At 69.7% G+C, this 25717-nt stretch carries 22 protein-coding genes and 1 pseudogene; 6 read left to right on the top strand and 17 right to left on the bottom strand.

Annotation, left to right across the window (positions count from 1 at the left end):
• Positions 1-231 precede the first annotated feature (231 nt).
• From CFW40_RS32450 to CFW40_RS37355, 4 genes are all read right to left on the bottom strand, one after another.
• Positions 232-1002, bottom strand: a complete 771-nt coding sequence (locus tag CFW40_RS32450) for a BTAD domain-containing putative transcriptional regulator (RefSeq protein WP_088801311.1) — start codon at positions 1000-1002, stop codon at positions 232-234.
• A 1050-nt stretch (positions 1003-2052) separates the two neighbouring features.
• On the bottom strand, positions 2053-3159 hold the full coding sequence (locus CFW40_RS32445) for an IPT/TIG domain-containing protein (RefSeq protein WP_088801310.1): 1107 nt from the start codon (positions 3157-3159) through the stop codon (positions 2053-2055).
• Positions 3160-3619: 460 nt separating this feature from the next.
• A complete protein-coding gene (locus CFW40_RS32440; protein ID WP_088801309.1) occupies positions 3620-4102 on the bottom strand; it encodes a hypothetical protein in 483 nt (160 codons plus the stop codon).
• 340 nt (positions 4103-4442) lie between these two features.
• A complete protein-coding gene (locus CFW40_RS37355; RefSeq protein WP_176956311.1) occupies positions 4443-4592 on the bottom strand; it encodes a hypothetical protein in 150 nt (49 codons plus the stop codon).
• 209 nt (positions 4593-4801) lie between these two features.
• On the opposite strand from CFW40_RS37355, the gene CFW40_RS32430 reads away from it, so the two are divergent.
• On the top strand, positions 4802-5296 hold the full coding sequence (locus CFW40_RS32430) for a peptidylprolyl isomerase (protein WP_088801307.1): 495 nt from the start codon (positions 4802-4804) through the stop codon (positions 5294-5296).
• Between the two features lie 153 nt (positions 5297-5449).
• Here the strand turns inward: CFW40_RS32430 and CFW40_RS32425 are convergent, their stop codons facing one another.
• Both CFW40_RS32425 and CFW40_RS32420 read right to left on the bottom strand, forming a co-directional pair.
• The gene (locus tag CFW40_RS32425; RefSeq protein WP_088801306.1) at positions 5450-6097 is read right to left on the bottom strand and encodes a TetR/AcrR family transcriptional regulator; all 648 of its coding nucleotides are present in this window, start codon (positions 6095-6097) and stop codon (positions 5450-5452) included.
• Between the two features lie 213 nt (positions 6098-6310).
• Complete coding sequence (locus CFW40_RS32420) at positions 6311-7153, bottom strand: HipA family kinase (RefSeq protein WP_088801305.1); 843 nt, start codon at positions 7151-7153, stop codon at positions 6311-6313.
• 248 nt (positions 7154-7401) lie between these two features.
• Here CFW40_RS32420 and CFW40_RS32415 point away from each other — a divergent pair, with 248 nt between their 5' ends.
• Together CFW40_RS32415 and CFW40_RS39055 are read left to right on the top strand one after the other, a co-directional pair.
• Positions 7402-7632: a hypothetical protein gene (locus CFW40_RS32415; protein ID WP_256331157.1), complete on the top strand. Its 231-nt coding sequence runs from the start codon at positions 7402-7404 to the stop codon at positions 7630-7632.
• A 97-nt stretch (positions 7633-7729) separates the two neighbouring features.
• Positions 7730-7927 (top strand): annotated as a pseudogene (locus tag CFW40_RS39055) (PepSY domain-containing protein); the annotation flags it as partial.
• A 121-nt stretch (positions 7928-8048) separates the two neighbouring features.
• Here the strand turns inward: CFW40_RS39055 and CFW40_RS37350 are convergent.
• The gene (locus tag CFW40_RS37350; protein WP_088801303.1) at positions 8049-8204 is read right to left on the bottom strand and encodes a DUF6131 family protein; all 156 of its coding nucleotides are present in this window, start codon (positions 8202-8204) and stop codon (positions 8049-8051) included.
• 357 nt (positions 8205-8561) lie between these two features.
• On the opposite strand from CFW40_RS37350, the gene CFW40_RS32400 reads away from it, so the two are divergent.
• Both CFW40_RS32400 and CFW40_RS32395 read left to right on the top strand, forming a co-directional pair.
• Positions 8562-10649 carry a SpoIIE family protein phosphatase gene (locus CFW40_RS32400; RefSeq protein ID WP_088801302.1) on the top strand — a complete coding sequence of 696 codons (2088 nt, stop codon included), beginning with the start codon at positions 8562-8564 and terminating at the stop codon, positions 10647-10649.
• Between the two features lie 231 nt (positions 10650-10880).
• A complete protein-coding gene (locus tag CFW40_RS32395) occupies positions 10881-12020 on the top strand; it encodes an RICIN domain-containing protein (protein WP_088801301.1) in 1140 nt (379 codons plus the stop codon).
• A gap of 123 nt (positions 12021-12143) precedes the next feature.
• Here CFW40_RS32395 and CFW40_RS32390 read toward each other — a convergent pair whose 3' ends face one another.
• From CFW40_RS32390 to CFW40_RS32350, 9 genes are all read right to left on the bottom strand, one after another.
• Positions 12144-14996, bottom strand: a complete 2853-nt coding sequence (locus CFW40_RS32390; RefSeq protein WP_088801300.1) for an AAA family ATPase — start codon at positions 14994-14996, stop codon at positions 12144-12146.
• A 153-nt stretch (positions 14997-15149) separates the two neighbouring features.
• Positions 15150-15770: an L-threonylcarbamoyladenylate synthase gene (locus CFW40_RS32385; protein WP_088801299.1), complete on the bottom strand. Its 621-nt coding sequence runs from the start codon at positions 15768-15770 to the stop codon at positions 15150-15152.
• Positions 15771-15881: 111 nt separating this feature from the next.
• On the bottom strand, positions 15882-17603 hold the full coding sequence (locus CFW40_RS32380; RefSeq protein WP_088801298.1) for an acyl-CoA dehydrogenase family protein: 1722 nt from the start codon (positions 17601-17603) through the stop codon (positions 15882-15884).
• Between the two features lie 93 nt (positions 17604-17696).
• On the bottom strand, positions 17697-18272 hold the full coding sequence (locus CFW40_RS32375; protein ID WP_088801297.1) for a PadR family transcriptional regulator: 576 nt from the start codon (positions 18270-18272) through the stop codon (positions 17697-17699).
• Positions 18273-18411: 139 nt separating this feature from the next.
• Positions 18412-18795, bottom strand: coding sequence for a hypothetical protein (locus CFW40_RS32370; RefSeq protein WP_088801296.1), 384 nt, complete (start codon positions 18793-18795; stop codon positions 18412-18414).
• Between the two features lie 39 nt (positions 18796-18834).
• The gene (locus CFW40_RS32365) at positions 18835-19221 is read right to left on the bottom strand and encodes a hypothetical protein (protein WP_088801295.1); all 387 of its coding nucleotides are present in this window, start codon (positions 19219-19221) and stop codon (positions 18835-18837) included.
• 41 nt (positions 19222-19262) lie between these two features.
• Entirely contained in the window at positions 19263-19955 is a 693-nt protein-coding gene (locus CFW40_RS32360) for a hypothetical protein (RefSeq protein ID WP_088801294.1), read from the bottom strand.
• Between the two features lie 89 nt (positions 19956-20044).
• A complete protein-coding gene (locus CFW40_RS32355) occupies positions 20045-20425 on the bottom strand; it encodes a hypothetical protein (RefSeq protein WP_093491140.1) in 381 nt (126 codons plus the stop codon).
• A 316-nt stretch (positions 20426-20741) separates the two neighbouring features.
• Positions 20742-23651 (bottom strand): AAA family ATPase, encoded by a 2910-nt coding sequence (locus tag CFW40_RS32350; protein WP_088801292.1) that lies wholly within the window; start codon positions 23649-23651, stop codon positions 20742-20744.
• Positions 23652-24041: 390 nt separating this feature from the next.
• On the opposite strand from CFW40_RS32350, the gene CFW40_RS32345 reads away from it, so the two are divergent.
• Positions 24042-24467 carry a DUF779 domain-containing protein gene (locus CFW40_RS32345; RefSeq protein ID WP_088801291.1) on the top strand — a complete coding sequence of 142 codons (426 nt, stop codon included), beginning with the start codon at positions 24042-24044 and terminating at the stop codon, positions 24465-24467.
• Between the two features lie 210 nt (positions 24468-24677).
• Here CFW40_RS32345 and CFW40_RS32340 read toward each other — a convergent pair whose 3' ends face one another.
• Positions 24678-25625, bottom strand: a complete 948-nt coding sequence (locus CFW40_RS32340) for a hypothetical protein (RefSeq protein ID WP_088801290.1) — start codon at positions 25623-25625, stop codon at positions 24678-24680.
• Positions 25626-25717 lie beyond the last annotated feature (92 nt).

The following is a 25717-nucleotide window of genomic DNA, read 5'->3' as shown; positions in this document are numbered from 1 at the left end:
GGCCGCCGGAGGCCCCCGGACCACGGAGCCGGTGACACGTGGAACGGGCGGGGCGTTGCCTGGATGGCACGCGGAACGGCGTGGCAGCACCTTGAGGGGGCACAGGGGGAACCTTGGAGGGCCCCGACTCGGGGCCCTGAGGAATCCACAGCCATGTGGCCACGGAGAGTCACCAGCCGGAGGTGCCGGCCGGCATCACCGGGCCGGCCGGCATCACCGGGCCGATCGGGATTACCAGCCGGAACCCGGCTGCTGCAGTCCGTCCACCAGGTGGCACAGCCGCGGAGTGGGACGCAGCCCGAGCTCGTCGCGAAGGCGGTGCGTATAGCGTTCGAATTCGTCCAACGCCTCGGACGGGTTGCCCTCCGCCAGGTGGGCGCGGATCAGCGAAGCCTGGCTGCTCTCCCGCAGGGGATTCGCCTGTACGGCCGCGTGGGCGGCCGCCACCGCCCCGGCGAACTGCTTCGTGTCGATGAACGCTCCCGCCAGCGCCTCAAGGGCGTGGAGCCGGAGCTGCTGCCATTGTTCGGCCTCCCGCAGGGCCCACTCGTCGTACCAGCCGGGCAGCAGGTCGTCGGTGAGCTGGTCAACGGTGGCCGCGTTGAGGTTGAGGTCCTCGACCGGGACACCGGGGTCGAGTATGCGCTGGGCGAGCGACCGGGCATGGTGCAGGTCAACGGTGACCTTTCGCGCGAGGCGCACCTCGGTAGGGCAGACATCCAGGGCCTTCCTGCCGATGCCGCGCAGGCGCGACAGCGCCGACCGCAGGTTCGCGTACGCGCTCTGTTCGCATGCCTCGGGCCACAGGGTCCCCGCAACCAGGGAGCGAGGGGCAGCGGCACGGCCGTTGAGCGCAATGAACGCCAACAGCCGCTTCGAGCCGACGGGCACCGTCACCGGGACGTCGTTCACCACAAGGTCGAAACCGCCGAGAAGGGCGATGTGCACGGTCGGCCGGCTGCTCGCGGGTGGCCAGGAAAAGATCAGGTCATCTGAGCTCATGGCTGTTGATCGCGGAGGGGGACGTCCGGTGCGGCGTAAGCCGACTGGCCGTGCCCCCGATGTTCGAGGTTCGCGATCATCTGTGCACCTCCCACAACCACATGTTGCGCTGCCCTCGGTGAGTTGTCGAATTGTTCCAATTCAGCGGGACATATTCCCTCCTGAGGCGCGCAGGCACACATACCCTCCGATGGCAAATGGGCACGCATCCGGGACCGCTCTCCGATGACCGCGGCGCAGCTTCCGCGCCGCGAGGCGACGGGTCTGCCGGTCACTTGCGCGGAACCTGCCGGTGAACCACTCGACGGGCGGACGGGGGTCCAGGCCTCTTTCGGGAACCGCGAGAGGGACCTGACCTGGGTCGAAACCAGGTCGGGCGCCTTGAGTGCCGTGGCGCCAGGCGTAAAGGCCGGGGCCGGACCGGGGCCGCATAGACCATCACGGCGCCGCTCAGGCACCACGATGCGCACAGGTCCGATGACAGGAAGCGACAGACCGGGCATCTCCACGAGGTCCAGGTACGCCCATGGGCAGACGCGGTGGGACGCCACGTACCGCTAGGGGTGTGCCCTGCCAGCCCCCGCCGCGCTCCACGCCCCGGTCTTCCGCCTCGTGGCACGCGGACCCCAACCCGGCTCCTGCCAGCGGCAGTTGACCCAAGGCGCCCATCCCAGGCGGTGGAACCCTCCGGTGGGCACGCAACGTACGGAGTACGGAGTGCGCACCGCTCGTCGGCCGATGAGACAGAGAAACACCCCGGGCGCGGTGGCCGAGCCGCCCGCAGTGGTGACCGCGATGGTGACCGCTCCCAGGGAAGGGGCGGGAGCGATGGCCGTGGGCTCCGGGTTGCTGGAGCTCCCTGGTGTGCTCACCGTGGCGTCGACCACTCCGGCCCCGAGGGGGCGACCACAGCCCTGCCGCCGGCTCCTGCTGAGCCGACGGCAGGGCAGGGCGGACCGGTGGGAGTGCCACATCACCGCTCGACGGATGACGGCAGAAGCGGGCCCCGGACCGTCCCCGCACCGGGCGAACCGGTGCGGGGAGGACCGCTCACACGTAGGTGTATCCGCCGACGACGATCGTGCTGCCGCCCGGTGTGGTGACGACGACCGGAACGTTGCCGAGCGACCCGGCCGGGGTGAAGCCGACCAGCGCCGTACCCGACGCGTTCACCGAAACCCCCGTCGCCGCAACCCCGTTGAACGTCACCACCGCACCACTCAAACTGCTCCCCGAGATGACGAACGCCGTGCCACCCGCAGCACTGCCCGACGACGGCGACAGCAACGTCACCACAGGCAGTGGCGGGGCCGTGTAGGTGTACCCACCGGCGACCGTGGTGCTGCCCGTCGGGGTGGTGACGACGACCGGAACGTTGCCGAGCGACCCGGCCGGGGTGAAGCCGACCAGCGCCGTACCCGACGCATTCACCGAAACCCCCGTCGCCGCAACCCCGTTGAACGTCACCACCGCACCACTCAAACCACTCCCCGAGATCACGAACGCCGTACCACCCGCAGCACTGCCCGACGACGGCGACAGCAACGTCACCACAGGCGGGGGTGCCGTGTAGGTGTACCCACCGGCGACCGTGGTGCTCCCGGCCGGTGTGGTGACCACGACCGGGACGTTGCCGGCGGGGCCGGGCGGCGTGACGCCGGTGAGCACCGTTCCCATGGGGTTGATGGACACTCCGGTGGCCGGCACACCGTTGAAGGTGACCGTTGCGCCGGTGAGCTGGGTGCCGATGAGGGCGAACGCGGTGCCGCCGGCGGTGGGCCCGCTGCTGGGCACGAGAGCGGTGACCGTCGGACCGCTGGGCGAAGCGACGTAGGTGTAGCTCACCGAGTTGGTGTTGCCTCTCGGTGTGGTGGCGATGATCTGGACCGTTCCCGCCGCGTGCGGGGGCGCGAGGACGGTGACCGAGCCGCCGGAAGGGTCCTGGGTGACGATGGTGGCGGGGATGCCGCCGAAGGTGACCTGACTCGTGCCCTGCAGGCCCGCCCCGGTGAGCAGGACGGTATTTCCTCCGGAGGTCGGCCCCGAGTCCGGAATGGCCTCGTAGAGCCTCGGATATCTGGGCCAGTTTCCCCCGTCCCCGCCGGGCCAGGAGCCCGAAGACTGCGGACTTTCTTGCTGCTGTATGACTGCGGACATGACTACTCCCTGGGCAGCCGCCGCCCCTCCCCCTCACGAGTCCATTCGTGAACGGGTCTGATGAGAGCGGAAGTTGCCGTCGTCGAATGTCGGATGCATGCGACGGTAGGGCCCCCGGCCGTGCGAAAGAAGGCGCGTACGTGTCAGCAATGACGCGTACGACAATCAACATGACAATAGGTAAATGAGCGTGATTCCCGGGCCGCTGACCGGCGTGCGCCGGTATTCCGCAGGGCCGTTTCGCGAGCCGCCCGGCGTACGCGCCGGGCGGTCCCAGCCGGGCGGTCCCGGGCGGCCCCAACTGCGCGGTCCCCGCCATGCGCCCAGTGGTGACGCCCGGGGACGCATACCACTCGCCCCCGGGCGCCGTTTCCGTTGTTCGCTCCCGTTGTTCGCTTTCCGTTGTTCGCTTTCCGTTGTTCGCTTTCCGTTGTTCGCCCCTCGACCGAGGGGCGAACGGCTACTGGTGATAGATGGTTGCGGCCCAGTTGGCCTTCCAGTTTCCGTCGCCGAACTGGAGGTTGACGGAACAGCGGCCGGTGTCGCCGTCACAGGTCAGGCTGTTCGCCGGTACGGGAGCGGCAAGCCGTGTGCCCTGAGAGGACCGGAGCGCCTGGTGGAAGATGCTGGCCGACCAGCTTGCGCGCCAATTCCCGTCGCCGAATTGCAAGTTGGCGGTGCACTTGCCGGTGTCGCCGTCGCAGTTGAGTCCCGTTACCGGTACCGGAGCGCGGTAGGCGGAGCGGGGTGCCTGGTGGTAGATGGTCGCGCCCCAGCTCGCCTTCCAATTGTTGTCACCGAAGCGGAGGTTGGCTGTGCACTTGTAGGTGTCGCCATCGCAGCTGAGCGCGGTCACCGGTACCGGAGCAGCAACGGCCGGGCCGGCCAGCCCGATTCCCAGAGCAGTGAGTGCAGCGCAGGTGCCGACGATGATGCGTCGCATAGCCGTCCTTCCCTCATGGGCGCACGGCGCGCCCGATTCCAGAGAAGGATTTGCTGATTTCCTGCTGCGCCAAGCCCGCCGATAACGGCCTTCAGCAGAAAGAGTGCACTCCCGCACCGACGACCGAAATGGAGCTGGGCCGCCGGACGGCAGGTGGTGGTGAACGGCGCATTCGCGGTGGACTCGGGGAGTGCAGAGGGTGCAGCGCCCGGTAGGGCCGACTGCCCGTGGCTCATGCCACCGGCACTGATCCGGGCTTCCGGCGCCAGCCTGGCCGCGCGCGCTTCCGTGTGTGCCGGCTGCGCGGGTGAGGGTGCGGTCCGTGGGTAGTTTGTACGGTTCACTCTTGCCCGCCGGCCTGCGACCCCTCCCCCTCAGAGGGCTCGATCGCCGAGGCATCGTCGAGAACGCGGCGGGCGGCCTCCGCGAAGTCCCGTACCTCGGCGGTGAACGCCAGTCCGGCTTCGGCGACGGACGCGACGGCGTCCACGCACTCGCGCGACCCGGCGCCGCACCGCTCTTGCGCTCCGATGGAATTCCGTAAGGCCTGATGCACCGGTGCGCCGTTCTGATCAGCTCCTGTGAAAGGGAGACCACGGGCGGCGGCCCCTCCATGGGCGTGCCCCTACACCGGCTCCGTCACCACGGGCACCGGGGGCCGCGCCTCGCCCCGGCAGGGACGGATGTAAGGATGCCGTCATGACTGACAACGTGTTTTTCGACATCACCATCGATGGCGCCCCCGCCGGGCGGATCGTCTTCACCCTGTTCGACGACGTGGTCCCCAAGACCGCGAAGAATTTCCGTGAGCTGGCCACCGGCGAGCACGGCTTCGGCTACGAGGGATCCGGTTTCCACCGCGTCATCCCCGACTTCATGCTCCAGGGTGGCGACTTCACCGCCGGCAACGGGACCGGCGGCAAGAGCATCTACGGCGAGAAGTTCCAGGACGAGAACTTCCAGCTCAAGCACACCAAGCCCGGTCAGCTGTCGATGGCGAACGCCGGCCCGAACACCAACGGCTCGCAGTTCTTCATCACCACCATCGTGACGGACTGGCTGGACAACAAGCACGTCGTCTTCGGCGAGGTCGTCGAGGGCATGGACATCGTCAAGAAGATCGAGGCCCTGGGCTCGGGCAGCGGCGCCACCCGCGCCGACATCGTCATCGCCAAGTCCGGCGTGGTCGCGTAGTAGCCACCGTGCCTCCGGCGTCGGCGGACCCCGTCGACGCCACCGATCAGGGCCCTCGGCGCCGATGTCCGCCGGGACGGTCCTGGGCACCCGAGCTGCGCTCGGGGCGGCCGCCGCCGTAGGTGCGGCGGCCGCCCGCGCCGGCCCGTTCCGTCACGCCTTGCGGGTGGCACGGGTGGCGTACGCCAGAGCCTGTTCGCTCAGCAGGCCCTCGACGAGGTCGAGGAGATCCAGTACGGCTTCCGCGATCGTGTCCGGCTTCTCGCCGGCGACGATGCGTTGTCCGATCTCGGCATAGACCAGCGAGTGGAACCAGCCGATCTGGCTTGCCACCAAGCGTGGTGTGGGGTCGTCCAGCCCTGCGCCGGTCTCTTCGGCCAGAACGGTGGCGAGTGCGTCGGTCATCTGCCGGCCGAGGTCCTCCAGTCGGGCCGTGAGGGTGGGTGCCGCTCGCATCATGTGGAAGACGGGGCCGAAGCCTGCGGTCAGGCCCAGCGTGCGGTCGCGGCGCCGCAGTTCGTCCCGCAGATGGGCGAGGACCGCCCGTGCGGCGGACTCGCCGGGCTGCCGGGCGCGCACGATGTCGGCGAGCCGCTGCGGGGAGGCCTGGTCCGGTGGGAGGACGAGGTCTTCCTTGGCCTCGTAGTAGTTGTAGAGGGTGTTGACCGAGACCTCGGCGGCCGCCGCGACCTCGGCGATGGTGACGCGGTCGAAACCCCGCTCCACGAACAGGCCGAGGGCCACGTCGGAGATGCGTTGCCGTGTCTGCCGTTTCTTGCGTTCCCGCAGCCCTTCAGCCATGGGGTAAGTCTAAGAACTCCGCACAGAGTGATCTTGCCGTCGGGTGCCGTGCCGATACCCAGGTCGGCCCAGCGGTTCCCGAAGCCCTCCGCCGCCGCGGCCACGACCGGCCGGCGGCAGACCGGCGGCCGGCGGCAGACCCGGCGCCCGGCCGGCAGCAGACCGACGCCCGGCCGGCGGCAAACTCGTCGAGAGCCGTTTCCTCGGTTTCCCTCAGAGATTTCCCTTGTTTTCGGTCTCGCGGCTTTCTGCTCGCTCGCGGCCGAGGAAATGCGTGGGGAGCCATTGCGTGGATATTTTCGCGCGAGCGGCGAGGTGGGCGACGTAAGCGTCGCGAAGCTCGTCCGGAGTCGTAAAGCCCGGCTCGTGGGCCAGCCACTCGTCCGGGACGGCGGTGACGACCTCGCGCAGCAACTCCGGCGTCACACGGTGGGCGAGTTCGGCATCCGCTGCCGCCATGTCGGGACCACGGGAGCCGAGCACGTGGTGCCGGAAGGGGTACGCCTTCCCGACGGCGTCCGCCGCGGCCTCCCAGCGGTGGTGGAAGACGAGCGAGGCGCCGTGGTCGATGAGCCACAGACGGGGCTCCTGGTGACCGGAGGCCGGCCAGACCATGAGGTTCGGACTGTGCACCGTACGGTCCACGTTGGCGGTGAAGGCGTCCAGCCAGATGATCCTTGCGGCCTCGGCGGGGTCGACCTCCAGCGCGCCCGGTGTGAAGTCGGCGGCTCCCGGCAGGTAGTCCATGCCGAGGTTGAGTCCCGCGCTGGAGTGCAGCAGATCCCGGATCTCCTGGTGCGGCTCCTCGTCGGCGACCGACGGGTCGAAGTGCACCCGGACCAGCTCCGGTAGGCGCATCCCGAGTCGCCGGGCCAGCTCGCCCACGACGACCTCGGCGACCAGCGCCTTACGCCCCTGTGCCGAGCCGGTGAACTTGACGACGTAGGTGCCCAGATCGTCGGCTTCGACGACGCCCGGGACCGAGCCACCGCTCCGCAACGGGGTCACATACCGGACAGCCGTCACGCTGCGCAGCCCGCCCGGGGGTGCAGCCATGTCTGCCGCACCTGCCATACGTGTCGCATCCGCCCTGCGTGCCGTATCCGCCATTCCCACCCCACGTGCCATGCGTCTGCGCCCCTGTCCCTGCGCGGAGAGGCCTCGGGCTCTCGCGGAGAGCCGCCCCGACCGCAGCCAGCAAAGATGGCCTCTACTGTAACTTTGCAGTGCATTATAGTTTTTCGCGCGGTGCCGCGTTCCTGCCGTCGTCGCGCGTAAGGGATCTCGTCGAAGGGGAGTGGCACGTGGCAAGTCCGAAGGTGCACGACACGGCGGTGGAGCGGGCCAACGAGGCCCTTCAGACGTACACACTCTCGGGTGAGGGCTGGCGCAGTAGCCCCGGCGAGACGTTGCAGCGGATCCTCACCGACTTGCTGCACTGGTGCGACGACACCCAGCGGGACTTCGATGCAGCCCTGGAGCGGGCTCGTTCCCGATACTCCGCAGAGAGCGGACGGGGCGGCGAGGATGGCTGACGGCCCTCCGCGGCACGCCTGACGGGAGCCACCAGATCGCCGTTACCGCATCCCCACGGCGCGGGATCCACGTGAAGGACACAGGAATCGCGACCCTGTGGGTCACCTCGCACCGCATCGCCGGAACTCGCACATCCGGTTATCCGACTCCCTGGAGCGGCACGGCAGAGGGCTCACCCGCTACGGCATCGACCTGCACACCGGCACCCTCTTCGGCATCGTCAACCAGCTCGCGCTGGCCGCGCTCGCCCTGGCGCTGATCTTCCTGATCCTCTGGGGGTACCGGATGTGGTGGGCTGGGCGGTGCCACTGCTCGGCCTGTCGCTCGCCGCGTTCTTGGGCGTGCTCGCACGCCGACGGGCTCCCGTTCCGGCCGCTGCTGGGGACTGACCGGCTTCGGGGGCCGTGCGGTCGTGCTACCAGTAGTGCTTCCGGCCGGCGACCGCGTGTCCCATCGCGCCGAGGAGCCACAGAATCGCGCCGATGACGGCGAGAATGATCCCGATGGTCCACAGGATGGAAATGCCGGTCACAAATCCGACGACGAGCAGAATGATTCCGAGAACGACCACGGTGTGCTCCGATCTCGCATGAGTGTGGCTTCAACTCTGATCCTCGATTGCCGGATCGGCAAGTTTTGATAATGCGGCAAGGGAGGGGGACCGGGGCAGCTCGGCCGCCGCTTGCCTTTCTCACGGTCTTTCCCGGGCTGAGCGGCGGGGCTGCTTGAGGCGCGTGGGCCGCTCGGACGCGTGGGCACGGCGGCGGCGACTGTGTCGACGAGTATGCGGGCGGACGATCCGGGGGGACCATGGAAGCCACAGCACTCACCTGCCAGGGGCAGGCCACAAAGGCACGTGGGCAGGTCAGGCCGCGGAACGGGGTGCGGGCACACCCCGCGTGGTCCGGCAGACGGAAGGAGTGCCGGGGTGAGCGCAGACGAGGCGGGGCCGGCCGGTGCCGGTGGGCCGGTGGGTAAGTCGTCGCAGCCGAGCGGGCTGATGGACCTCCTCGCCGTCGCCGCGGTGCTGGTGAACGACGAGGGACGGATCGTGCTGTGGAGCCCGCAGGCCGCGGATCTGTACGGCTACTCCGCCGAGGAAGCACTCGGGCAGTACGCGGCGCCGCTGCTCATCCACGAAGAGCACCGGGATCTGGTGATCAAGAAGTTCGCCGAGGTCATGGAGACCGGCCGGAGCTGGGGCGGCACCTTCCCCGTCCGCCACAAGGACGGCGCGGCGCGGCTGGTGGAGCTGCGCAATATGCGGCTGACGGACGACCACGGCGATTTCTACGCCCTCGGGCTCGCCACCGACTCACCGACGCTCCGCGAGGTGGAGCGGGATGTCGCGCTGTCCACCCGGCTGATCTCCCAGTCCCCCATCGGGCTGGCGATTCTCGACACCGAGCTGCGCTATGTGGCCGTCAATCCCGCGCTGGAACGGATGCACGGCATTCCCGCGGAAGACCATCTCGGCCGGCGCTACCGCGAGATCATGACCGCCTCGAAGTTCGAGGTGCCCGAGACCGCGATGCGGCAGGTACTCGAAACGGGCGTCCCCATGGTCGACCAGGCCACCGTCGTCGGCCGTAGCCCCTCCGACCCGGACCGCCAGCGCGCCTGGTCCATCTCGTTGTACCGGCTGGAGGATCCCCAAGGGCGGGTTCTCGGGGTGGCCGACCTGGTGGTGGACGTCACCGACCGTTATCAGTCCGCCATGGAGGCCAGCGAGGCCCGGCGGCGCCTGGCCCTGATCGCGGACGGCTCGGCCCGTATCGGCACCACCCTGGAGGTGGAACAGACCGCGCGGGAGCTGGCCGAGGTCACCGTTCCCGAACTCGCCGACGTGGTCACCGTCGATGTGCTCGACTCCATCCTGGGCGAGCACCGCCCGGCCCGTGACGAGGGCCCGGCGGTCTTCCGCGCGCTCGCCGTGAAGGGCGCCTATCCCACCGAAGCCCTCCAGGCCGCCGACCCTCCCGGCCAGACCGCCGCCTACGACGCCGACCGCCTGGCCACCCAGTGCGTACGCACCGGCCGCCCGATCCTGGTCTCGCACGCGGATGACGACGATCTGACGCGCATCGCCCGCGACGGCCACGCCGCCACGTTGCTGGCCCGCGCCGGGGTGCACTCCTACCTGCTGGCCCCGCTCACCGCCCGCGGCCAGATCCTCGGCTGCCTGGGGCTCACCCGCGCCCGCAATCCGCTGCCCTTCGACGAGGACGACCTGGCCCTCGCCGCCGAACTGGCCTCCCGCGCCGCCGTCTGCATCGACAACGCGCGGTCGCACCAGAGCGTGCGCAACGCCGCCGAGACCCTGCAGCGCAGCCTGCTCCCCGACCATCCGCCCCAGCTTCCCGGTCTGCAGATCGCCTCCCGGTACCGGCCCGCGCAGGCCACCTACGAGATCGGCGGCGACTGGTACGACGTCCTTCCGCTCGAAGGGGACAAGACCGCACTGGTCGTGGGCGACGTCATGGGCAGCGGTATCGACGCCGCCGCCACCATGGGCCGCCTGCGCACCGCCACCAGTGCTTTCGCCGACCTCGATCTCGACCCCGACCAGGTCCTCCAGCACCTCGACAAGATCACTTCAGGGCTGGAGCACTACATCGCCACCTGTGTCTACGCCGTCCACGATCCGCATCGCGCCGAATGCCATATCGCCACCGCCGGCCATCTGCCGCCCGTCCTCGTCCGCAGCGGCAAGCGCCCCGAACTCCTCGACCTGCCCACCGGCACCCCGCTCGGAGTCGGCGGCGTCCCCTTCGAGACCACCACCTTCCGGCTCGGCCCCGGCGACCAACTCGTGCTGTACACCGACGGGTTGGTCGAAACCCGCCATCACCCCATCGACGAACGCCTCGACACGCTGCTCCGTCTGCTCGACGCTCCCGGCCGTTCCCTGGAAGAGACCTGCGACCGGCTCCTCAGCGACCTCCGGCGGCCCGACGACCCGGATGACGTCGCCCTGCTCATCGCCCGTACACGGCCCTTCGCCGCCGGGCCGTAGCGAGGCGGCGCAGAGCGAGAACACCGCCGCGAGCACCCTCGTGCGCAAGCCCTCCGTCAGTTGACGGATGTAACGCCGCGCCGGGACCCGTACGTTGACTCCGCCGCAGCAGGGGCCACAGCCAGGGACGGGGCGCTTCCTGCCCTGTCCGGACGGCGCGTTGCCACGGCAAGAGGGCCGGTTGCCAAACCGCCCCCCAGGCAAGAACTGCCCAAGGAGAACCGAATAAACATGATCACCGAGCCGACCCCCCACGGGCCAGTGCGGCGGACGATGGCCGCATTCGCCGCGGTCGCCTTCGCCACCCTCGCCACGTCAGTCTCTCCGCTCACGACCGGAACGGCTCACGCGGAAACCCCCGCCATGACCGGCCTGTCCCTGTCGCCGCGCCTGCCCCAGGGCGACGGTCTTGCGGCGTCATTGGATCTGGCGAAGGACTCGCCGGACTACGGGACGGAAATGGTCATCAACAAGTCGCCGATGGCGCATTGGAGCATCCTTCCCAACGGGGACGGAAGTTTCCTGATCCGCAACGACAAGACGCAGAAGTGCGTCGACTTCAACACCGACAACGGCCACCTCGTCGAGCCGCGGTACTGCGACCAGAAGAACAAGAAGCAGAACTGGTATCTGCAGCCCTCGAACGGTGGTGACGGCTACTACCTGATCCGGAACGTCAACACCGACAAGTGCATGGATGTGTTCGGGGGAAGCAGCAACGACGGCACGACCGTGGGTATCCACGACTGCAACGGTGGCAGCAACCAGGAGTGGACCATCGGTCCGACGCCCGGCCCGGAGTACACCGGCCCCACCCTCGCGGACCTGGCCACCGCGTACGCCCTGAAGCAGTGCAGCACCGGTGCCGGCGCCGTCAAGTCGTGCGATTACGAGGTCACCGGCGACAGCGTGGCGTCCGTGGGGAACCTGCAGCGGGTCAGCTCCAACGTGTGGAACAACAGCACCGACCCCGGGGAACGGACCATCACCTGGACGCAGACCACGTCCCAGACCAATACGGTGGGCACCTCCCTCACCGTCACCAGCGAGGTCGGGGTCAACGTCGAATTCGTCACGGCCAAGGTCAGTACGGCGCTCACCGCACGCTACGAGCACTCCTGGACCCAGACCGACACCGTGAGCGACGCGAACAAGATATCCGTGAAGCCGGGCAACTACAGCTGGGCGATGCGAGGCCAGCTGATGAAGACCGTGACGGGTAAGTGGACGTTCACCAACGATCTCGGCGACACCTGGTCCGGCGACGGCACCGCCACCATCCCCGCCAAGGACGGCACCGACAGCCTCAGCAGCAACCTGGTGCTGTGCACGAGCGACAGCCCCGCTGCGGAGTGCGTCAACAACCGGTGACCGTACGGTGCACTCCCCTCGTGATCCGGGTGCGCTCCGCCGCGTGATCTGACGGCAGGCCGTCGGACCGTTCCCCGGCTCCCCCGAACGGAGCCGGGGAACAACGCGTCGAGCGCCGAGGGGTCAGCCCTGCGACGGAGACCGCCCGGACTTCTGCCGTCGGGTCACCTCCGCGGCGATTTCCACCCGTGAGGTCATCGCCAGCTTTCTGAGGATGCTGGACACATGGGTGCTGACGGTGCTCCGGGCGATGGACAGCCGGCCCGCGATCTCGGGATTGGAACACCCTTCGGCCACATGCTCCGCAACCAGGCGTTCGGTGTGGGTCAGGGCTTCCCAGCCGTCGCGAAGGCCGGCCCGGGGCCGGTGCGATCCCCGGCGGACAGCGACCGCACGCAGCCGGGACGTCGCCTGGGCCACGTCCCGGACCGCGCCCAGCTGCGTGAAGGTGTCCAGCGCCTCATCGAGCAGGACGCGGGCCTCGGCCGGACGCCCTCCACGGGCCAGCATTTCCGCCGCATCGGTAAGGGCCTGTGCCGCACTGAGTGGCCGCGGAGCGTTGCGGTAGCAGCGGACCGCTTCCATGAGCAGATCCGGGTCCCCGCTCAGCAGACCTTGACAGCGGTAGGCGTCACCGAGGTGGTAGAGGCCGCCGCTGTGGTCGGCGCGCCGTTGCGCGGCGGCGGCGTATCGCTGTGCGTTCGCACGGTCTCCCTGGGCCAGGGCGAGGCGGACCAGATCAGGTGTCAGGAAGCTGAGGATCAGCTGGCCCGGCAGATGGCCGACACCGCTGTCGAACGCCTCGGCGAGCCGGGAGTAGGCGCGCCGGGCATCGCCCCGCGCCTCGTCCAGAAGGACGTCGGCGCACAACGGCAGGTACTCGTAGAAGGCAGCGACCGTCGAGTTGTCGCCCTCGGGCAGCAGAGCGGTCAGATGTGCTTCGGCGAGGGGGCGCCTGCCTCTGTGCACGGCGATCAATGCCGCCAGCGCCCGCAGCGCCCGGCTCAGCGCGTCCTGGCCTCCGCAGTCGAGACCTGAGGTGATCTCCGCCAGCGCATCGTCCCAGCGCCCCGTGTGAAACGCGAGGAGCGCGCAGGACAGGTGGTACCAGGGCAGAAACATCCCTGCGGTCTGCTCCGCAGGGATGCGGATGGCGGCGAGGGTCCGCTGGGCGTCGTGCCCCAGATCGAGATCGACGTAGTAGTTCACCAGGGCGAGTTGCAGCCCCATCCACTGCGCCGGGTGCACGGTCTCGGGCGTGAGGCGGGACGCCTGCCGCGCGAGTTCCACCGCTTCGGCGTCAGGCGTTTCGAGGAATCGCTTGGCTGCCAGTACGTGCAGGGCGCCGGCCAGGGCCTGGCTGTCACCGGCCTTGTCGGCGGCGCGCCGGACACGTGAGGCGAGCGCGCCGGCTTCGGCGATGTCGCCCAGTGCGAAGAGACACACCGCGCCGAACGACTGGAGCCGGACCGCCTCGATCGCCGGTACGTCCGGGCTCCGGCTTCCGGCCCGCGTCTCCGCCAGCGCCAGGTCAGGCCGGCCACGGGCGAACGCGGCCTGGATGACGATCCAGCGCATCAGGCATTCCCACCCGGGGTCAGGCGCCTTGGCCAGGGCGCAGCGGGCGCTCTCCTCCGCCTCGGCGAGGAGACCGCAGGAAAGCTGGGCAAGGGCGTGGTGCAGCCGGAGGCCTGCGTACCCGGCGTCCGTGGGGTCGCCGAGTTCCAGCGCCGTGGTGAGCAGCCGCAGGGCCATGGCCGGTGCCCGCGTGGTGAGCCGTGCCGCGGATCCTTCCAGCCATGTGATCAGGAAGTCCGGGCTCGGCAGCCCGTCCAGGAGGTGCTCGGCAACGCGTTCGGCAGCCGCCCCGGCCTCGGCCAGACACTGCGCCGCTCTCATGTGCAGCATGGCCCGGACCGACCCCGGCACGGCGTCGTACAAGGCATGCCGGATGAGCTCGTGCCGGAAGCGCAGGCATGGGCCGGTGTCCCTCAGCACCCCGGCTGCCTCGGCCTCCGTCATGACGGCCAGCAGGTCGCGCAGCGGAAGGTCCACCACCGCTGCGAGTTCGGCGGTGGTGCAACCGGCGCCCAGTACGGAGGCGACGCGCAGTACCTGCAGCGCGTCTTCACGCAGGTAGCGGAGCCGGTGCGTCACCAGTGTGGTCAGCGAGGGCAGCGTGCAGCCGGCGGCGATCTCCGCCGTGGCCTCACCGGTCCCGATGGCCTGATCGCGCCGCAGCGCGGCGATCAACTCGGTGAGGTACAGCGGGTTGCCGGCGGCCCCCTCGGCCATGCGCAGCAGTCGCGGACCGGCCGGCCGGCCGCACAGGTCCGCCAGCAGAGCCGGCACGGCCTCCGTATCGAGGGGAGCCAGCTCCAGCAGGGTGCGATGTCCCGCGATCGGGCTCCGTGACAGCTGGTCGACTTCCCCGACCCCGGACACGGGCCGGTGAGCACCCACCACCAGAAGCGGCAACTGATGCACCGAACCCACCAGTTTGTGCAGCACTGCCACGCTCGCCGAGTCCGCCCACTGGAGGCCGTCGAGGAACAGCGCCAGCGGCCCCTGTGCGCACAAGTCCTCGACCAGCCCGATGATCGCCTCGAGCGTCGCGGCATACGCCCCGGCCGTCTCGCTCCTGGCGCCCGGCAGACCGTAGCGGGCATCGCCCCGCAGCACCTCGGCGACCTGGGCACGCCGGGGATCCGAGGGGAAGTCCTCGAGCTTCAAGCAGCCCGATATGAAGGAGAACGGACATTCCTGCTCCCGCTCCTGGGCACCCCCCTGCAGCACCCGCAGGCCCCTGCGCTCCGCGGCCGCCGCGGCCCGCTCGAGCACCGCAGTCTTCCCGAGACCGGCCTCACCCACGACGAACGCGGCCTGCCCCTCCCCCGCGAGCGTGGACTCCACCAGCCTGGACAGCTCCGCCAACTCCGCCGCACGCCCCACCAGCAAACCTTCGAATGAAGCCATCACTTCGCCCCCAAGCCATGCAATGCCAGGTGCTTCTTAGCACATGTCTTGGATGTACGTAGTGAATGACCGTCACCCGGACAAGGGCCGCTCGTCGGTCAAGGCAGCCGTGGAACCCGGGTGTACGGGGTGGCGGTGCTGCGCGGGAATCCGCTACTCGAAGCGCGCGGGGTCGCCGGCTCCGCGGCGGACGATCTCCAGGCCGTCACCGGAGAAGTCGATGACGGTGGTCGGCTCGGTGCCGCACTCGCCCGAGTCGATCACTGCGTCCACCACGTGGTCGAGCCGTTCCTTGATCTCCCACCCCTGCGTCATCGGCTCTTCCTCGTCGGGCAGCAGCAGGGTGCTGGAGAGCAGCGGCTCCCCCAGTTCCGCGAGCAGGGCCTGGGTGACGACATGGTCCGGGATCCGGACCCCGACGGTCTTCTTCTTGGGGTGCATCAGCTGGCGCGGCACCTCCTTCGTCGCGGGCAGGATGAAGGTGTAGCTGCCGGGCGTCGCCGCCTTGACCGCGCGGAACACATCGTTGTCGACGTGCACGAACTGGCCCAGCTGAGCGAAGTTCTGGCACACCAGGGTGAAGTGGTGACGGTCGTCGAGGTTGCGGATCGACCGGATCCGGTCGATGCCGTCGCGGCTGCCCAGCTGGCATCCCAGTGCGAAGCAGGAGTCCGTCGGATACGCGATGAGCGCACCGGAGCGGATGCTCTCGGCCACGGTGCTGATGGTGCGCCGCTGGGGATTGTCGGGGTGCACATCGAAGTATTTCGCCATCCATCGAGCCTACGGGATGCGGCCTCCGGTGCTCGGGTGGCAGGAGCGGCGGGCTCGGCCGGCACCTGGAGGCACCGGCCGAACCCGCTGGTCCACAATCGGCTGAGGGGGTTACGGCGCCATCTCGTACGCCCCGGCCAGTGCCTCGACACGCTCCCAGACGCGCGTCGAGCGGGCCTCGTCGACGACCGGACGCCGCACCGCGCCGAGCGCCCACTCCTGCTGCGCCGCGGTGGCCGAATCCTTGCCGTGCAGTTCGACGGCGTGCGCGGAGAAGTCGCGGACGAGGACGGCGAACAGCTCGTCGAGGACATCGGCGTCGAGGCCGGTCAGGCGCGCCTGCTCCAGGATCAGCTGGCCGTGCACGACCAGCGCGAACAGCTGGCCGACGGCGAGCAGGAGGTCGAGGTCACGGCTCTGGTCCTCGTCGGGGGCGGCGGTGGTGACGAACTCGCACAGGGCGTTTGCCTGCTCCCGGAAGCGGGCGACGTTGGGCACCTCGGCGTAGGCGTCGAAGGCGGCGCGCCAGTCGTGGAAGCGGACCGATCCCAGGCCGCGGGCCGGTCCCTGCCGGAAGAGGAACGCGTCGTCGGCCGCGTCGAGGCGGGTCGGCACCGCCTCGTACTCGGCCGGGTTCAGCAGGTGGTTGCCCATGAACTTGAGGATCAGGGCAAGGTTGACGTGGACCGTGCCCTCCAGCTTCGGCAGGCCGCGGATCTCGGTGGCGGCCTGGGAGAAGTAGGTGTCCTTCTCGAAGCCCTTGGCCGCGATGACGTCCCACATCAGGTCGATGACCTTCTCGCCCTCGGTGGTCACCTTCATCTTCGTCATCGGGTTGAAGAGGAGGTAGCGGCGGTCGTCGGGTCCGGCGGAGCGGAAGTAGTCGACGGCGCGGTCGCTGAACAGCTTCATTCCGACGAGGCGGACGTAGGCGTCGGTCAGCTCGCGGCGCACGTGCGGGAAGGCGGTGACGGGACGGCCGTAGAGGATGCGGTTTCGTGCATGGGTGACCGCCTCGTACATCGCGTGCTCGCAGATGCCGATCGCACCGGTGCAGAGGTTGAACTTGCCGACGTTGACGGTGTTGAGGGCGGCGTCGAAGGCGGCCCGGCCGGTGTGCAGGATGTCGTCCGCGCCGACCGGGTAGTCGTCGAGGCGGAACTCGCTGACGTACTTGGAGGAGTCGACGACGTTCTTCACCAGGTGGTACGCGGGGTGGCGGCTGTCGGCGGCGAAGAAGACATAGCCGTCCGGGCCCTCGATGTCGGTGCGGCGGCCGAAGACGGAGACGAGTCCGGCGGCGTTGCCGTTGCCGATGTAGTACTTGGAGCCGCTGGCGCGGAAGCCGCCGTCACCGTCGGGCTCCAGCAGCATGTCGGTGGAGTAGATGTCGGCGCCGTGGGCCTTCTCGGACAGGCCGAAGGCGAACACCTCACCCTGGGCGAGGAGTTCGGCCGCGCGGGCCCGCACGGTGGCGTTGTCGCTCTGCCAGACCGGGCCGAGCCCGAGGATGGTGACCTGCCAGGCGTACCAGTAGTCGAGCCCGTAGAAGCCGAAGATCTCGTTGAGGGCGGCGATCCGGGCGGTGTCCCAGCGCTTGTCGGGCTGCCCGTCGGCGGCGGAGGCCGGGGTGAGGAAGGTCGCGAACAGCCCTTCCTTGGCGGAGAACTCAAGGAACTCCGCCAGCCAGGCGCGGGATCGGTAGTCCTCGATCAGCTTGCGCTTGCCGCGGTCCTCGAACCAGGCGACGGTGGCACGCAGCAGCCTGCGGGTCTCGGGGTCGAAGTGCGCCGGGTCGTAGGTGCGGGGGTTGAACAGCAGCTGGTCGGTCATGGATGGTCGCCTTTCCTGGTCGGGTTGCGGGTGGTGGCGGGAAGCTTCAGGGACGGGCCGGGGGCCGGCGGGCGGTGGTGCGCGGGCGCCGGTTCAGCGCCCGGGGCCGCCTCCGTGGAGCTCGGCGAGCCGGTGGAGGGTGGCGAGCACGTCGTCGAGCCAGGCGAGGGTCATCCGCTCGTAGGCGATGCCGCCGCGCAGCACGACATGCTGGAGCTCTTGTCCGGCGTCGGGGGTGGCGGGGGCCTCGGGACCGGTGAAGTCCCGCCGCTCCCCCGCGAGATAGTGCGCGAGCCGGTCGGTGTGCGCCTGGTGGTGGCGCTCGACCTCACGGATCAGCGCGGCCGGGTCGTCGAACGCCGCGCCGCGGATCTTCACGGCGAGGTCGTGCCGGACGCTCTCGGGTTCGATCGGCTCGTGGAGCCATCCGGAGAGCGCGGCCCGGCCCGGGGCGGCGACGGAGTACTCCTTCTTGTCCGGCCGGGCCTGTTGCGGCACCTCACGGACATCGACCCAGCCGTCGCTCTCCATGCGCTTGAGGACGCGGTAGATCTGCTGGTGGGTGGCGGTCCAGAAGTATCCGATGGACCGGTCGAACCGCCGGGCCAGCTCATAGCCGGAGCCCGGCTTCTCCAGCAGGGAGACGAGGATCGCGTGGTCGAGCGCCATGCCCCGAATCCTTCTATGCAACTTGTTGCATAGACAAGTGGGCACCGCCCGGGTGAGACGCGGCTCACCCCGTGAACCCGTGCGCGGGCATGCGGCGGGGCCCGCCGGCGGAACGCGCCGACGGGCCCCGGGAAGTCGCTCAGCAGGCGACGTCGAGGACGTGGATCCCGGACACCAGAGTGCCTTCGAGCTTGTAACAGTGGTTCTTGTCGGCCTCGTTGATGTACAGGGGCTTGGAGCCGCCCGTCCAGTAGACGGTGACCGTGACCCCCGTCGCTTCGGCGGGGAAGTACCCCTTCCAGCTGGTCCCGATCGGCCGGTCGTGCTGGCAGTAGTTCTTGCTCTCTATGCCCGCCGGGCCCTTCCACTCGTAGCAGGTGTCGATGAGGGAGCCTGCGTTGTGCTCGAACGCGATGTAATTGTCCGAGGCGGCAGCGGCGGACGGCGCGGACAGTGCCGCGCCGGCCAGCGCCAGTCCGAGTGCCGCGGCACCACAGGCCAGGGAACGCCTTCTGCTTCGCATACGGGAATGCGCCTCTCGCTTCACTGATCCGGACATGCTCTAACAGGTCTTTTCGGTGATCTTCGGGTCGAAGGTGTAGCCGCTCAGCTCGTAACAGTGGCCGCGCTTGAGGTCCGTGATCTGCGGCGTCACATTGCCGCCCCCGATCTGGGCCGCCACCGTCACTTCGAGCCGGACGCCCTGGGCGTCGGCGGGGATCTCCACCCGCCAGTCGGTGCCCTTGGGCTTCGCGTAGTCGCACGAATCCGAGGTCGACGAGCCCTGCCAGTGGTAGCAGGTGTCGACCAGGAACCAGCCGTTGTTGGTGAACCCGATGTAATTGCCCGAGCCCGCCGCGGCGGCCGACGGTGCCGTCATGACGGCACCGGCCAGCGCGAGCCCCAGGGCGGCGGCACCGTACGCCGCCGACTTTTTGATTTTCCGCACGGAGTGCTCCTTCAGAGAGGGTTGACGAGGGGGCCGGCGGCTCAGCTGCCGTTCATCAGCTTTCCGCCGCATGCGACCTCATCGGTGTCCGCCCGCGCCGCCGCACTGAGGGGTATCTCGGTGCGCAGACCCGTGATCTTCGCGCCGCCGAATTCGCCGCCCTGGATCCGCACATCGGAGACGCGCTGCTCCATGTCGTGGCCCAGCTTCAGCATCCCCTTCCGCCCCGGCTTGATGGTGATCCGGACGTCACCGCTCTTCGCCTCGGCATTGGTCTCGCTGTACTGCGCGGAGGCCCCCACTCCCAGCTTGTCCTTGACGAGGGTGATATCGACGTTGACGCCGACGTTCCAGCCCCAGGTAAAGGTCTTGCTCCCGCTGAGGGTCTGGTTGATTTCCCCTTGTCCTCCGCTGCAGTTCTGAATGGGTCCCACGCCCATGACGGTGTTCTCCACGTCGAACCACTTCGTCACGTTCTTGGACTCCACGGTCGTCGCCGTGCAGGACACACCACTGCTGTTGCACTGGTCCATGGCCCGCTTGACTTCGTCAGCGGAGTTCACCTGGTATCCGTTGTCGTAGGTGACGGAGGGGCTGCCCTCCTGCAGCCAGGTGTTCGTGTGACCGTTGATGTCGGTGGAATCGGCGGCCGACGCCGTGGGCGTCGTCAGGGCAAGCGCGACGGTGACGGCACCGAGGGCGATACCGATGCGGGATGCGGATGTGGAGATCAACGTATTCCTCGCTCTGTGAGTGGGGGCCCGGGACAGTGGAACCCGGTTCACGGGAGACCGCGACGGCGGCACTTCCCCGATTGCTGCCTTCAGCAGCCGATTTCCGTGAGCTTGGGCCGGTCGACGAGGCCCGTGATTTCGAAGCAGTGGTTCTTGCTGGTGTCGAATACGGCGGCGCTGTCTCTCGTGGCGTAGTCCACGATGCTGGTGCTGAGGTCGATCTTTGCGCCGGTCGCGCCGTCGGGGAAATACGCCTGCCAGGTGTCGTTCACCGGACGGACATTGTGGCAGTAGTCCTTGCCCTCGACATCACGCCACTTGTAACAGGTGTTGGCGAGAATTCCGGCGTGATTGGTGATCTGAATGTAGTGGTTCGAATCCGCATGGGCGACGGGGGCGGTGAACACCGCCGACAGGCTTGCGGCGCCCGCCGCGAGAAGACCGAATGCGGCCCGATGATTGAACCTCACGGTTGCCACTCCCTCTTGAACTCTCCTGCGACATCGGAAGAATGCGACGTCGTGAGATCTGAGTAAGTCATGAGAAGACGGCCGAATCAATTGGTTCGGGCTAAGACTTCGGTACCCGGAGAAAGGGACCGGGGGTAACCACGAGAAGCCCCCCGGGAATCGGGACACCACGGCACCGGACCACGAGAACCACGGCTTTCGCCCCTGCCCGACCACAGGCCTGGCGACGCGACCCGCCGGGATGCCGAAAGGCCCCCCGCCAGAAGGCGAGGGGCCTTTCGGGTCCGGCCGGGCACACGCGTCCCGGAACCGCGCGTCAGGAATCCGCCGTGCCGCTCCCCTGACGCGAGCGGTCCGCGGCCGCCATGGCCGCCGCCAGATACGGGCGTCCCGCGATCCCGAGCTTGCGGTAGGCGCCGGTCAGATGGGTTTCCACGGTCCGCAGCGAGACGACGAGCAGTTCGGCGATCTGTTTGTTGCTGTAGCCCTGTGCGGCCAGGGTGCCGACGCGCTCCTCCCCCGCGGTCAGCGCCCCCGCGCCCCCTGCTCTGCCGACCCGCCCGCCGGCGAGGTGCAGCCGCTCCTGCAGACGCGCGGCGAGCACCGTGGCACCGCACCCCACGGCGAGGTCCAGCCCGCGGCGCAAGGCGCTCCTGGCGCCCCGCTTGTCGTCGCGGTGCAGCAGGGCGGCCCCGAAGGCGTCCAGGGCGCGGGCGAGTTCGAGGCGGGCGGGGGCCGGGCCCAGTACGTCGACGGCCTCGGCCAGCAGGTCCAGCCCCTGAGGACCGCTCGTGGCGAGCCCCGTCACCCGCAGCGCGACCCCGAGGGCCCGTGGGATCCGGCAGCGCCGGGCGAGGTCGAGTTCCTGCTCGGCCAGCGCACGGGCCGACGCGGTGTCCCCCAGGGCGAGATGGGCGGCCACGGAGCGGGAGCGCCAGGGAGCCATCGCGGGGCTGACGGTCCCCGCGGCCTCGCAGTGGTGGCCGCACTCGCGGAGCAGCGAGAGCCCCGCCCGCGGATTGCCCTGAGCGATCCGCAGCGCTGCCAGACTCATGAGGAAGCGGGGCCGCTCCCACGCCACTTCCGCCTGCCCGGCCACGGCATGGGCGCCCGCGATCCGCTCGGCCGCCTCGGTCCGGCCCTGGGCGAGGAGGGCGTCGATCCTGAGGGTGTCCAGGGTCAGTGCGTACGGGAGCCGCCCGGTGGAGGACGCCCGGTCAGCGGCGGTCTCAGCGGTGGCGAGCGCTTCGGTGATGTTCCCTCGGCGCAGCGCCAGCCCTGCCTGGTAGAGCATCAGGGAGGAGACGAGCAGTTCCATGCCCCGGCCCGAGATCTCCCGGGTCAGATGGCGGTTGAGCTGGTCGGCGGTATCGAGCTCGTCGAGGTACAGCAGCGTCTGGGCGACGAAGTAGTGCAGCGGAAACAGATCGTGGGAGAACGCCGGCAGATTGACGGACGCGCGCTCGATGAGACCGGCGACGTACGGGGCGGGGAGGGCGGCGCGCAGGGCGCGGAAGGCGCGAATGGCGAGCAGTTGGCGCTCTCCCGCGGTGCGGTCGGCCGGGTCGTCGTCCGTGCCGGGGGACGGCGCCGGTGCCGGGCCGGTGACGGACGGCCGCTCGAACTCCATCCATGCGCGCAGCGCCCCCATCCGCAGCGCCAGTTCGCGGTCGGCGGCCCCGGAGTCCGCCGTGCGCCGGTCGCACAGGGCCGCGATCTTCCGGTCCACATCCGACAGGTCCGTACGGGAGCCGCGGGAGAGGAGCAGCGAGTAGGCGAGCACGCCCAGCGCGTCGCTGCGGGCCGTTTCGTCGGTCAGCTCCTCGAGCGCGCCGGTGACGCAGGAGATGGCCAGCGCGGCATCGTAGTGGCTGGCCGCGGTGCCCAGTTCCAGGAGCACCCGGGCGCGCTCGGCATCGTCCAGCGGCTGGTGCAGGGCGGCGCGCAGATAGGTCACGGCCGTCTCCGGTGCGCCGCGGTGCAGGGCCTGGCCGGCCGCTCTGCGCAGCACCGGCAGGACCCAGGAGCCGTGTACGGGACCGGCCGCCAGCAGATGGGCCGCGACTTCCTCGTCGGGACGTCCGCTGAGGCAGGACACCTGGGCCGCCCGCGCATGACCGGCACCGAGTTCCTCGGGCGACAGCATCCCGAGCACCGTGTCGCGGACGACAGGATGGGTGAAGCGGAGGTCGCCGTCCGCACGCAGCAGGCCCAGCGACCGCAGGTCCTGGGCCGCGGAGAGCACCACCGCACGCCCCGTTCCGCAGTAGGCGGCAAGCAGCTCCGGGGGCTTGCGGTCGCCCAGTAACGCCAGTGCCCGCACCAGCTCCACCACCTCGCCGGACGCCTGGCAGAGGCGGTGCGAGATCTCCCCGGCGAGCGTCGACAGCATGACTGTGGGGATCCGGTCCCGGAAGGACGCGGTCGGCCGCACCCCGCTGCGCTGAGCCTGGTGGAGCAGGGCGCGGACGAACAGCGGGTGCCCGCCCGTGGCGGCGTGAGCGGCGGCGCAGAAGGCGTCATCGGGTTCCTCCGCGCCCCAGAGCGTCCGCACCAGCTGTGCCACACCGGCGATGTCCAGCGGCTCCACCACGAGGGTCTGGCAGTTCGCGGGACGGACGAGCTCGGCGAGCAGCGGATCGAGCCGTCTGACCTCGGCGCTCCGCGTGGTCACCGCGATCAGTACGGGGCGGCTGTCCGCCCGTCCGGCGAAGTGCACCAGCCAGCGCAGTGACGGCTGGTCGATCCACTGCAGGGCGTCGACCGCCAGGAGCAGGGGTTGCCGGCGGGAGAGCCGGGCGACCAGGGTGTCGAGTCCCTGCAGCGTCGACGCCGTCACATCGGCCGCCTCCGGCAGCGGTTCCGTGCCGGCGGCGTCGTCCAGCGCCCGGAGCGTCGCCGCCGCGGAGCCCTCCAGGAGACGGGCGCGGTCGGCCTCGGACGCCGCGGCCAGCAGGGGCCGGAACAGCTGTCGCACCGCGCCGAAGGCGAATTCGCGCTCCAGGGGGTGGCAGCGGGCCCGCAGCACCCGGAACTGATCGTTCCGCTCCCACCAGGCGCTCAACAGGACGGACTTGCCGACCCCGGCCGCCCCTTCGAGCTGGACGACGCGGGACCGGCCGGACAGGACCTCGGCGGCCACGGCATCGAGGGCGGCGAGCTCGCGTTCGCGCCCCACCAACGGCCAGTCGTCACCGCATGCATCGCGGGAATGTCCGAACGTCACCACTTGCTCAACTCTCGTCTTGCGCCTCTGCTGTTCGAGACGTTGCGATGCCCACCGCGGTTGCCTGAGCTGGGCACACGGATCCGGGCCGCCCCCCCCGCCGCACGGCCGCGGGGATCTTGGGAGGCCGGAGACCGCCGACGGATCCGCGGCCCGCCGTCGTGTGCAACCACCTCGCAACGTTGCAGGGGGTTAACTGAGGCACTGCCTCCGTGGCGGCTCGGTCACCATGATCTCGGTGACCGTGATCCGGTCCGTGCCGGGCCGGCCCGCCGCCGTCCCGGGAGCGCTGTCCGTGGTGACCCGGCCAGGAGAGGAACGGCACGTGTACCGACAAGAGACCGACAATCCGCAGGTCAACGGCTTCGCGACACAGCCGGGGCGGCTTTGATGAGCGGCGGCGAGGAGGCGTCTGCGGCCGCCGGGGGCGCCGCTGCGGAGGGAGCTTCCCGGATCGCGCTCAGCGCGGCGGCCACCGAACTGCTGCGTCTGCTGCACGACCGGCACGGCCCGCTGATGTTCCACCAGTCCGGCGGCTGCTGTGACGGCAGCGCCCCCATGTGCTACCTGGCCGGAGAGTTCCGTACGGGATCGTCGGATGTGCTGCTGGCCCGGCTGACCGTGGAGGGCGTGCCGGAGCCGGTGGGGTTCTGGATGTCCGGGGAGCAGTTCGAGCGCTGGCGGCACACCCATCTGACGGTGGACGTCGTACCGGGGCGGGGCAGTGGCTTTTCCCTGGAGGCACCGGAGGGTGTGCGCTTTCTGATCCGCTCGCGGCTGTTCACCGACGAGGAACGCGCGGCTCTCGGCGACTGAGGCCGCCCGGCGTCAGGAATACCCCCGAGGAGGAGCCAGGGCAAGCCGGAGAACACAGTGAGGCCCCACGCACGGGGGAGAGCGTGGGGCCTCACTCTTCAAAACGGGTGAAAGGCACCTCGGGTTCCCTCACGGTGAAACTTCCGCAAGAAAATCTTGTGCGGAGTGTGCACACCCCTGGCCCGCCCCAGCCCCGCCGCCGGACGACGTTCAGGCGTCGTCCTGCACCAACCGCTCCAGCATCGCCTGGAAGTCCGCGTCCGCCATCACCCGCAGCCCGCCGCCGGAGGGCTCGCTCAGCGGAGTCATCACGCCCCGGCGCCACCAAAAGACCCTGGGGCTGATGGCGCCCGCCGCGTCCTCGTGGCCGGCCGCCGCGAACTGCGCCATGGCCTGCAACGCCGGGACGACCTGGGCATCGTGAATGCGGTGGAAGGCCAGCTGGTGGCGGAAGGGCAGGGCGACCAGCGCACCGTCCGGGGTGAGCTCGATGCCCATCAGCCGCTGCACCAGTTCGTCCAGCACCAGCACCCGGCTCGCGGTGAAGAAGGAGTCGCCGAGCAGCACCTCGAACGCCGAGCCGTCACCGCGCCGCACGGTCTCGTGCCCCTCGACCGGCAGGGCGCGCAGGTTGTTCATCGCCCGGATCCGCAGCTCCGCCACGTCCCCGAGGTCGGTCAGGGAGTCCTCGCTCAGCATCTGCACCGCCTCGGGCAGATCGAGGGCGAGCACTTCCCGCAGCCCCGGCGCCGGTGCGCGGCCGTAGCGGAAGGAATCGGAGGCGGGCAGGGTCTCCTGGGCGACCACACGGGGGTAGAGGCAGGCTCGGATCTCGTCGGAGCTGAGGATTTCCAGCGGCTGCGGGCCGTCCATCGTACGGAGCACCTTGCCGACGTGATCCCGGATCAGCGCGGGCCAGCTGCGCTCACCGCGCCGGTCGCGGTGGCACACCGCGGCGAGGTTGCCGAGGCCGAACTGCCGGCCCGCGGAGTCGGTGACCACGCCCGCATACGCGGTGACTTCGAGCCCCTGTTCCGCGAAGGCCTGCCGGACCTGCGATCTGAAGACGCCGCCTTCGCGCTCGGAGAAGAAACCGAACTCCCCGTCGCGTGCCAGGTCGCGGGGATCCCGCTTCGGTCCTCGGCGGAACAGGCCCATCTCTTCCTCCCGGCAGCGGCCACGAACGACGGCCTCGAATGGGCCGATCGTAACGGGTGCGTCGCCGCCCACGTCGCCCTGCTGTCCGCCGC

This window comes from Streptomyces sp. 2114.4 (genome assembly GCF_900187385.1).
GTDB lineage: Bacteria > Actinomycetota > Actinomycetes > Streptomycetales > Streptomycetaceae > Streptomyces > Streptomyces mooreae.
The sequence above is the reverse complement of the archived record's forward strand: the minus strand, read 5'-3'. Positions and strand labels throughout refer to the sequence as shown.